The organism is Candidatus Cardinium sp. cByotN1 (assembly GCF_022810525.1).
Classification (GTDB): domain Bacteria; phylum Bacteroidota; class Bacteroidia; order Cytophagales; family Amoebophilaceae; genus Cardinium.
In genome coordinates, this window is record NZ_JAACGG010000098.1 from 1 (window position 1) to 9,370 (window position 9,370).

A 9,370-nucleotide genomic window follows, 5' to 3' on the forward strand; every position below is an offset into this window, starting at 1 on the left:
TTGGTTACTTTTTTATCAAGAAAAAAGTAACAACAAAAATTCATTTTCTACTAATTGCGTCAACGCAAACCAAAGAGTTGCTAAATATAATCGAAGAAAAACCACAGTCGTGAACGGATACGAAAAAAGTAAGTTAAAAACATCTTATTTGCCACTGACTTGAACAGGTACTTTTTATCAGCGCTTGATTGTTTGGCTACTTTTTGATCAAGCAAAAAGTAGCTTTAAAATATTCATCTTTTACTAGTCATGAACAGATACTAAAAAAGTGGAGAAAAAAGTCAACCCCTATGTAAAAAGATTTGGTAATCACCTATTAAAGCTGGAAAAACAGAACTTACCCGTTTAGTGGGTTCAAAAAAACTGTTTTTCTAATCAATGCTAATACGTGATTACTTATTGCAACTATTCTACAAGAGGCTTTTTTCCTAGAACCGCCATAGTCTTAGATGGATATAGTTGTCTATCTTCCTGAAATAGATTGATTTAAGGTTTGCAAGAGGCTTGTCTAATGACTTTAATGCTAACAAAATAGTGCTTTACTACTTCCTGACTACCTAGTTAAATCAAAGGCTTGCGCAGTAACTGTTTTGTGTACTACCGAAATACGTTCCTTTATAAAATTGATAGCCCTATCGTTGCTCAAGTGATTATGCATCTTAGCATAATATTGATTCCCTTCCTTCCCTTTTAGAAAAGCAAGCGCACCTGCATGAACCATATCATCATTAGCTTCTAACGCTAAACCACTGCTATGGGCATAATCGAGATAAGCCCGCTTGGTTTCATCTACTATATCTGAAGAACTAACAGCCAGATCATTTTGACGCACTATGCTACCTAGCAAGATTTCCCACTTTAAAGTTTCTTCATGAGCATCATAGTAATCTTCTATTTGCTTTAGCGTTGACTGTGGATTATTAAAAGCAAGCCACTTTTTAAGAAAAGATTCTGGTAAATGAACTGGATTATGTTTAAAAAGTTCTTTGCGTAGGTCCTCATAGAACGCATGACGTGCTTCCGTACGTTTGTCGAATAAAATAATTTTAGCAATAGCTTCTCTAAATGCAGTTTCAGTGGTTGCAACCCCTTCTCCTAATACAAGGTCAAAAAGAGGAGGCTCAATAGGTGCTGGAACAACATGGGCAATCTTGGCAATCGTAAAAATAGCTGGCCAAGCAGACTTATACCGTTTAAAGGTAGTCAACTCAGCAAAACTTATACCTAAAAGAGCGGTAAAATGGCTTTGTAACATCTCCTCTGTTATGGTTACTTTATCACCAACACGACGCCCTATTAGGGGAGCACTTAAATGATCAGGAACGTGCATAACAGATATACGAATATCTAAACCAACTTCCCCTTTACTATCTGTGAGAGACCCATATAATATAGCTTCCTTGGTAGTTTCTTCAAGGGGAACAGCTTGACCATGAACAATCTGCAACGCCTGTAAAAATTCATCTACTAATTTAGGATCCACATGATCTACTTCAAACTCAGTAACAGAAATATCAGGACCTAATGCAATAGAACGTTCTTCCATTAAGCCAACTTCATAAGAGAAAGTAAATGTATCTTGGGTGGTACAATCTATTTCTTGAGCAGGTGTGATAAAAAGAGGCTCTATAAAAATAGGAATACGCTCTTGTACAATATAATCTTTTAAAGCAGTTACAGCGATTGTATTCAGTTCTTGAGCAAGAATAGAAGGACCATACATCTTTCTAATCAGATCTACAGGAGCTGCCCCCAATCTAAACCCCTTTAAACGAACCGTTTGAGCATAATGCTTTAGTTTTTTTTCAACAGCTGACTTGTAATCAGGCTCATGTAATATAATCGAAATAACCCCATGGTTGGGATTAATCTTGTTAAACTGAATATCCAAGGTAAAACAGATTTATAAAGAATAAGATAAAAAGCAACTACTTTTAGACTAACTAATAAAAACATACAAAAAAGTACGGATGAAGGGACTCGAACCCCCACACCTTACGGTACTAGATCCTAAGTCTAGCGCGTCTACCAATTCCGCCACATCCGTAAAAAACAGGAGAAAAACGACCCTCCTACAAAAATAGAAAAAACAAGTTTCTCAAGCAAATAGCAAACAAAGCCCGGTTAGCATTTTAGCTAATGAATGGTAGTAAAACGACCAAGAAATATACTATTCAATATGAAGTCTATAAGGAAGCATTGCTTGTAACCCATAAGACTTAGATAAAACTTGGTAATGATGCAGTATAGGATATGCTTGCACAAGAGAATCTAATAGCTGAATTTGCAGATTATTAGTAGTATAGCTTAGCAATTGTTCCAATTTTGTTTTAGGGCGAGGAAAATAACAAATAGTATACTTTTGGGTCAATTGAGCTAAATCGGCTGCTTTAGCAATAGCTGCTTGTAATCCACCCAATTCATCTACTAGACCATTATTTTGGGCTGCTGAACCCGTATATATCCTACCACCAGCTAATGCTTCTACACAAGCCAAGCTTAGCCCACGCCCACTGGACACCTTGCGTAAAAAATCATCATAACCTGCCTGTAATATTTTATACATAAATTTAGACTCTTGCTGAGAACAACTTAATCTAGGAGATAAAAAATCTGCAGAAGGAGCTGTTTTGACCACATCACTGTTAATGCCTATTTTATTCATCAATTCAGCTGGATCAAATAACAGACCAAAGATACCAATCGAACCTGTGATAGTAGTAGGCTGAGCCAAAATATAGTTGCAGGGAGCAGCAATATAATACCCACCAGAAGCAGCTACATTAGACATAGAAGCCACAACTGGCTTAACGGATGTAAGCTCTTTTATTGCATTCCACATAATATCTGAAGCAATAACACTACCACCTGGTGAATTAATGCGCAATACTACACTTTTTATGCTACTGTTTTGTTGAATAGCCTTTAGCGTTTTAACAAAATCATGCGCACCCACATAACCTAAGCTACTTGATCTTTCGATGATCTGTCCTTCAGCAACTACAACGGCAATTTTATGATTCAAATTAGATGAGCTTTCTGAAGCAACATAAGGCTTATAGCCTACCAAGTCAGGAGATTTTAGTTTTTCTTTTAGCAACTTTTTAGCATCCGTTGCATAGCCGACTTTAGTAATAAAGCCAGCACAAAGGGCATCACTAGGCAATACAGCTGAAAGGTTAAGGGCATGTTCTTTGAGTGCCGAAACCGTTATACCTCTAGCCTTACCTACCTTGGTTAAAAAGTGCTCATAGGAAGCATCCAGATATGCCTTTGTTTGCTTTTTACTCTCTTGACTCATTTTAGTCAAACAAAAAGGTTCTACTGCACTTTTATAGGCACCAACACGGAATATGATAGGCTTTACAGAAATATGCTCAAACAATTTTGTATAAAAATGAATAGTTGCAGAAAAGCCATTAAATGCTAAAAGCCCACTGGGGTTTAGTATGATTTCATCTGCTGTAGAAGCCAGATAATAGGACTTTTGTGTATAGCTATCTGCATAAGCTATGATGGTTTTACCCTGCTGTTTAAAAGCCAATAAAGCTTCTCTAATTTCTTCTAGAACAGCCCAACCAGCATCCAGATCAGATAAATCTAAATGGATAGCAGAAATACGACGATCGTGGGTTGCCTGATCAATAGCCTTTAGGACCACTTTAAAATTGATCATTCTTTCATTGGATCCAAATAATGAAATGGGCATCCACTCAACCACTCGCCCCCTTATATCGAATAATACAACTGAATTGTTTTCTACTTTAGTAGAAGCTGTGGAGGTTAATCTTAAAAATATAAAAATAACTATCAGACTTAACGATAATAAGGAAATTAAAAAACCTACAGCAATGGTAAATACTTGCTTTATAAAGCGCTTTATGGTCATTTTTGATTAATGCGAAATGGGCTCTGAGACATCAAGTGCAGCTACAAAGTCAACAAGGAAAATTTATCTATCTACATTAAGTACAATAACTATCTTTTTTGTACTTTTGTGGGCCTGCGCGGACTTGAACCGCGGACCTCTACATTATCAGTGTAGCGCTCTAACCAGCTGAGCTACAGGCCCTTCAAAATCTATAATCTCCTAGGGCAACTATTTTGACATAAACTGCCAGGACAGCTAATTTACGCATATATTCTCTATATACCCAATAAATAGCTGAATAAATGTTTACTGTAAACTATTTTTTCTGCTCAATCATAAGCAATCATCTCTTTATGCATAGGAAATGCTAATTTTAAACGTAGCTTTGTAGCAAACTAACTATTAGACCTCTTGGAAAACTTATTCATATTAAAACATAGTTTATGTTACAAATTGGCGGTTGTCTGTTAGGTGATTTTCCACTTTTATTGGCACCTATGGAAGATGTTAGTGACCCCCCTTTTCGTGCTATATGCAAAGCACATGGCGCAGATCTGATGTACACGGAATTTATTTCTTCTGAAGGACTAATTAGAGACGCTACTAAGAGTGTAAAAAAGTTAGAAATATATGAAGCAGAACGGCCTATTGGCATACAAATTTTTGGAGATGTCATCGAGGTCATGCGAGAAGCAGCTGCTATTGTAGAAAAGGCCCAGCCTACTTTATTGGATATCAACTATGGTTGCCCTGTTAAGCAGGTGGCCTGCAAAGGAGCAGGGGCTGGTATTCTTTTAGATCTTCCTAAAATGCAGGCGATGGCTGCAGAAATTGTCAAGCAAGTGGGCATTCCTGTTACGGTTAAAACACGTTTAGGATGGGATCACGAATCGATTAGAATTGTAGAGGTTGTACAACGCCTTCAAGATGTTGGGGTGCAAGCTGTAACCATTCATGGAAGAACCCGACAACAAATGTACAAAGGATCGGCAGACTGGAGCTATATTGGCGCCGTAAAAGCAGATCCCCGTATTCATATTCCCATCTTTGGGAATGGTGATATTGACACGCCTGCAAAGGCAGTGGCTTACAAAAAGCAATATGGAGTGGATGGCATCATGATTGGGCGTGCCAGCATTGGCTATCCTTGGATTTTTAGAGAAATCAAACACTACCATACAAACGGTACACTACTACCCCCTCCTACCGTAGCAGAACGAATTGAAACAGTAAAAAAACATTTGTTACACTCCATAGAGTGGAAAGGAGAACGAACGGGTATACTAGAGATGAGACGCCACTATACCAATTATTTCCGAGGGGTGGCAGGTATAAAGCAGTATCGATCGAACTTAGTAACTGCTAATGACTATAGAACTATATCTGATCTTTTGGATGAAATCATAGAAAAAGTGGCCAATGAAGTCTAGTCTTTTCCTGTACTGCCATGCCCGCCTACTCCCCTAACAGTTTGATCAAGCATCGATACTACTTTCCAAGTAACTGATGCATAGCTAGCTACCACTAGTTGCGCGATTCTATCGCCATCTTGGACCATAAAGGGCTGATCAGAAAGATTGATCAGTAATACTTTTATGGTACCTCTGTAATCTGCATCAATCGTTCCTGGGCTATTTAAAACAGTAATGCCGTGGTGCAATGCCAAACCACTACGTGGCCTTACTTGCGCTTCATACCCTTGCGGTAAAGCAATGGAAATACCCGTACTAATGAGCACCCTTTGTCCAACAGGAAGTGAAATAGGAAAAGGAATAAAAGCACGCAAATCCATACCGCTAGCTCCTAATGTAGCATAGGCAGGCAATGGATGATGCGATTGGTTAATAATTGGAACTTCCATATCATACAAATGATTTAAAAAACTTTAAAGATTTCTATTGTACAATCGACTCAAAATGCTTAGCAAAGGTAAGCAACTTAGCTTCTTGAAAATAGTTGCCAATAATTTGAATACCAATGGGTAAATTCTTTTGATCTACGCCATTTGGTAAAGAAATAGCTGGTAAACCAGCCACTGATGCCAATACGGTATAAAGGTCACTCCAATACATAGATAATGGATTATTAGCAAAACTATTCACCTTAAAAGCAGTCGTGGTAGTAGTAGGCAGTATGATAAAATCATAATCTTTCAAGATATCTTGCATGGCCTTTTTAATCAGGTTACGTACCTTTAAAGCCTTAATGTAGTGTGTCTCACATTGAGATGCACTCAGCACAAACGATCCTAGCATAATCCGCTTTTTTACCTCTTTAGCAAAGCCTTCGGTTCTTGTCTTGATGTAGACCTCTTCCAATGTAGTAGCATGGCTACTTCGGTAGCCATAACGAATACCATCAAAACGGGAAAGATTGGTACTTGCTTCTGCATTTGCCAATATATAATAAGTCGGCAAAGCATATTTGAGCAACTCAAAATGAACATGATCTACTTGATGACCTGCCTGCTTTAAAAGTTCCAAACCACCTAGTGTACGTTCTTTTATTTCCGGCTGTAAACCTCCATTGCTAAGTGTACCTGCTAAGCAGGCTACTTTATAACGCTCTGGGTAATATAATCCACTAGTATAATGGGGCACCTCCTGACGGACTGCGGTATCATCAAATGCGTCAGGACCAGCTATTACCTCCAATACACTTACGCAATCTTCTACCGTATGGGCAAAAATACCAGCGGTATCAAAAGAGGAAGCATAAGCCACTATGCCATGTCTAGAAATTCTACCATACGAAGGTTTAAGCCCTACAAGACCACAAAACGCAGCTGGTTGCCTAACAGATCCACCTGTATCTGTACCAATAGAAACATGACACATCTTTGCTTTCACAGCCGCTGCAGATCCACCAGAAGAACCACCTGCCACCCTTGTCTTATCTATAGGATTCAGTACTGTACCAAAATAAGCATTTTCTGAAGAAGAACCCATGCCAAACTCATCACAATTTTGATGGCCAATAATCAAGGCATCAGCTGCTAGCAATCGCTCCGTAACGGTTGCATGAAATGGCGAAATATAATTAGTCAAAATTTTACTACCAGCTTGTAACGGATGATCTTTATAAGCCACCATATCTTTTAATCCAATGACCATACCAGCCAACGGGCCACCCTTACCCTCTTTTATTTTTTGATTGACTACAGCAGCATTTTCCACAATTTCTTGATCATAAACATTTACAAAAGCATTTAAATCTTGTTGTTCTTTAATATGCTGTAATAACTGCTTAATTACTTCCATAGCAGTAACTTTTTGAGAGTCTAATAATGAGCGAAGTGAATTAAAAGAATAGTGATAGCCAGCCATATAGATAGAAAATTGTAAAATTGAAGCCTTAAGATGGTTGGAAATGAATAGGCTCTCTCAAACCTTTATAGTCTGTAAGCTCTATTTCTACTGCACCTACTACCAGGTTAACCTTTAATTTCAAAGGAACTTTGTTGACATCATTGGAAATATATGCTTCCACTGGATGCTCTCCAGAAAATATAGTTCCCTCTATAGGAACCAAGGGTGCAAAAACCAAGGCTGATGTCTTGCCTAGCTTCGTAGTAATGGTCTGCTTCCCAAGAAATAAGATACCAATATCTTCATAAAGTTGTTGGTCATGTAAAACCGTTACACTGAGCTTATCACCTGGTTTGAGTTTCTGAGTATCAATCGAACGCAAAGCATAATAGCCACCGATTAAATCTTTAATACTTGGAGTAGAGATGGGATGGTAGGTAACTTCAGATTCCATATTATTGGCACTTTCAGCTACTTCTATCTTAGCTTGATAGGATTGGTAATCAAAATCAACTTGTTCTTTTCTTACATAACCATTTTCTTGAAGATGTGTAACACATCTATGGGGTCGTAGTGCTTTGGAGCAATCGGCATCTAGATAACTTTCCCATCTGTCGAACAACTTATAACCTAACAGCCCCAATGTACTACTCGAACTACCCTCAACTTGAACCCTATAGCAAAGATGTTCATTGAGTTTATGCAACTGCTCATCCACACACATAGTGGCTGTACCAGCATGGATAAAGCTATAATGAACCTGATATTGGAGCCATTCTCCTTGTAGAAAAGAGGGCTCAAACGTATCAGCAATCTTAGCATGTACCTTACTACTTAAAAAAGTAACCATTAAGCAACAGAAAAAAAAACTCTTTAAGTATGATACAACTGTCATAAATATTAAAATATTGATTTAAAGTCATTAAAAGGGAAAGCACTGTAACCCATAATTTTACAACAAAAAAAACAGAAAACCAAACAATCTACCCCATAGATTATGAGCAAACAAACGTATTTATAATAATTGAAGCCTGGAAATAGGAAAAAAAAAGATAAAAAACTATCTTGATGAAGTTTTATAGAAACTATCAGTAGCACCAAGATTACATATAAAATTAAATTATAAAATGCTAACGTCCTCCAGGCAAAAGTAATATAACAGTATTAAAAAAATGAATTTGAAGAAATATTCCAGCTATATCATTGCCCTACTTTTTTGTCATGGATGTGATCAATGTGATAAAAATGCATACAAACAAGAAGAAGAAAAAGGGTATTACACAAAAAATCCGTATAAACTAGATAAAATAGCGTCTTTTGAAAGAACAATTACTACATTACAATCGCCTGATGAGATCACTAAGTTTAGAAAAAAACTAGCAGATAGAAGTCCTAAATGGTCTGTAACCGGTACAGAAAAACAACCATACAAACTCTGGATTAACTTTTACAACAAGTCAATACTAGAAAACATAGTAAAAAAAGTAGCCAAAAAACAGGATAGTAGACTGCTAAAAAACTTTTTTGAAAATTTTGGTAGGTTATTTAAAGAACCTACAGAAGCAACTGAAAAAGAGGTAATAGCCTCACTCAAAAAGTTAAAAGCTCATACCACTCTAGTAGCAGCATTTAAAGAATGCATAGCAGAAAGATACAATAAACCAGAGACAATTTATCTGAGTCAGGAAACACTAGAATATGAGGAATTTTTATACTTTATTCTGAATGAATCAAACAAAAATAATAGACGACATATTAAGCTAAAAAAATGGCAAGCTAAACTAAAAAAATGGCAAGAAGATGGTCTTCCAAGCGGTGAAGAGCTATGGAAAAAGATTCAGGAACAGGAAGAAGAAAACAGATCACTACAAAATTCTAAAATATATCGATACAAAGAAAACCAGCAAGCCATTGCACAAAGCTTACGGTTGATTAATCAACTCATGCATGATCCGTATAGTTTAACCTATAAAGATTTACTAGAAACATTACCACATGGCAAAAACAAGTTAGAAAATATTTTAGATGAATTACTGGAAAACAGAGAGGATATAAATATACAATCACTAAAGCGCTATCTTGGGATTGTACCAGATTGCCTGTAAAATGTATCTGTTCACACAATGACGTCAACTTAAGGGGGTATATTTAATTGATTATTATACATAATAATATATAAAAAAACGCCCCT

General features: G+C 37.0%; 7 protein-coding genes and 2 tRNA genes. 2 read left to right on the forward strand and 7 right to left on the reverse strand.

Annotated elements, in window-relative coordinates; translation table 11 throughout:
• Positions 1-553 precede the first annotated feature (553 nt).
• From MUW73_RS02825 to MUW73_RS02840, 4 genes are all read right to left on the reverse strand, one after another.
• On the reverse strand, positions 554-1,891 hold the full coding sequence (locus MUW73_RS02825) for a trigger factor family protein (protein WP_243018723.1): 1,338 nt from the start codon (positions 1,889-1,891) through the stop codon (positions 554-556).
• Positions 1,892-1,965: 74 nt separating this feature from the next.
• Positions 1,966-2,047: transfer RNA gene (locus MUW73_RS02830), tRNA-Leu, on the reverse strand.
• 123 nt (positions 2,048-2,170) lie between these two features.
• A complete protein-coding gene (sppA, locus tag MUW73_RS02835) occupies positions 2,171-3,889 on the reverse strand; it encodes a signal peptide peptidase SppA (RefSeq protein ID WP_243575234.1) in 1,719 nt (572 codons plus the stop codon).
• Positions 3,890-3,998: 109 nt separating this feature from the next.
• Positions 3,999-4,072 (reverse strand) — tRNA-Ile (locus MUW73_RS02840).
• A gap of 242 nt (positions 4,073-4,314) precedes the next feature.
• Between MUW73_RS02840 and dusB the strand changes: the two genes are divergently transcribed.
• Entirely contained in the window at positions 4,315-5,301 is a 987-nt protein-coding gene (gene dusB, locus MUW73_RS02845; RefSeq protein ID WP_243018721.1) for a tRNA dihydrouridine synthase DusB, read from the forward strand.
• Here dusB and dut read toward each other — a convergent pair.
• From dut to MUW73_RS02860, 3 genes are read right to left on the reverse strand one after another with little or no spacing between them, the layout of a single operon-like run.
• Positions 5,298-5,732: a dUTP diphosphatase gene (gene dut / locus MUW73_RS02850; RefSeq protein ID WP_243018720.1), complete on the reverse strand. Its 435-nt coding sequence runs from the start codon at positions 5,730-5,732 to the stop codon at positions 5,298-5,300. The genes dusB and dut overlap by 4 nt on opposite strands.
• Before the next feature lie 34 nt (positions 5,733-5,766).
• Positions 5,767-7,197: an Asp-tRNA(Asn)/Glu-tRNA(Gln) amidotransferase subunit GatA gene (gatA, locus tag MUW73_RS02855; RefSeq protein ID WP_243018719.1), complete on the reverse strand. Its 1,431-nt coding sequence runs from the start codon at positions 7,195-7,197 to the stop codon at positions 5,767-5,769.
• A 28-nt stretch (positions 7,198-7,225) separates the two neighbouring features.
• Entirely contained in the window at positions 7,226-8,029 is an 804-nt protein-coding gene (locus tag MUW73_RS02860) for a DUF3108 domain-containing protein (RefSeq protein WP_243018718.1), read from the reverse strand.
• A 322-nt stretch (positions 8,030-8,351) separates the two neighbouring features.
• Between MUW73_RS02860 and MUW73_RS02865 the strand changes: the two genes are divergently transcribed.
• Positions 8,352-9,284, forward strand: a complete 933-nt coding sequence (locus MUW73_RS02865; protein WP_243018717.1) for a hypothetical protein — start codon at positions 8,352-8,354, stop codon at positions 9,282-9,284.
• The last annotated feature ends 86 nt before the right edge of the window (positions 9,285-9,370 follow it).

Excerpts from the sequence above, each read along its gene's own strand:
- MUW73_RS02865 (WP_243018717.1), top strand. The coding sequence starts at position 8,352 with ATGAATTTGAAGAAATATTCCAGCTATATCATTGCCCTACTTTTTTGT.
- dut (WP_243018720.1), bottom strand. The coding sequence starts at position 5,732 with ATGGAAGTTCCAATTATTAACCAATCGCATCATCCATTGCCTGCCTAT.
- MUW73_RS02860 (WP_243018718.1), bottom strand. The coding sequence starts at position 8,029 with ATGGTTACTTTTTTAAGTAGTAAGGTACATGCTAAGATTGCTGATACG.
- gatA (WP_243018719.1), bottom strand. The coding sequence starts at position 7,197 with ATGGCTGGCTATCACTATTCTTTTAATTCACTTCGCTCATTATTAGAC.
- dusB (WP_243018721.1), top strand. The coding sequence starts at position 4,315 with ATGTTACAAATTGGCGGTTGTCTGTTAGGTGATTTTCCACTTTTATTG.
- sppA (WP_243575234.1), bottom strand. The coding sequence starts at position 3,889 with ATGACCATAAAGCGCTTTATAAAGCAAGTATTTACCATTGCTGTAGGT.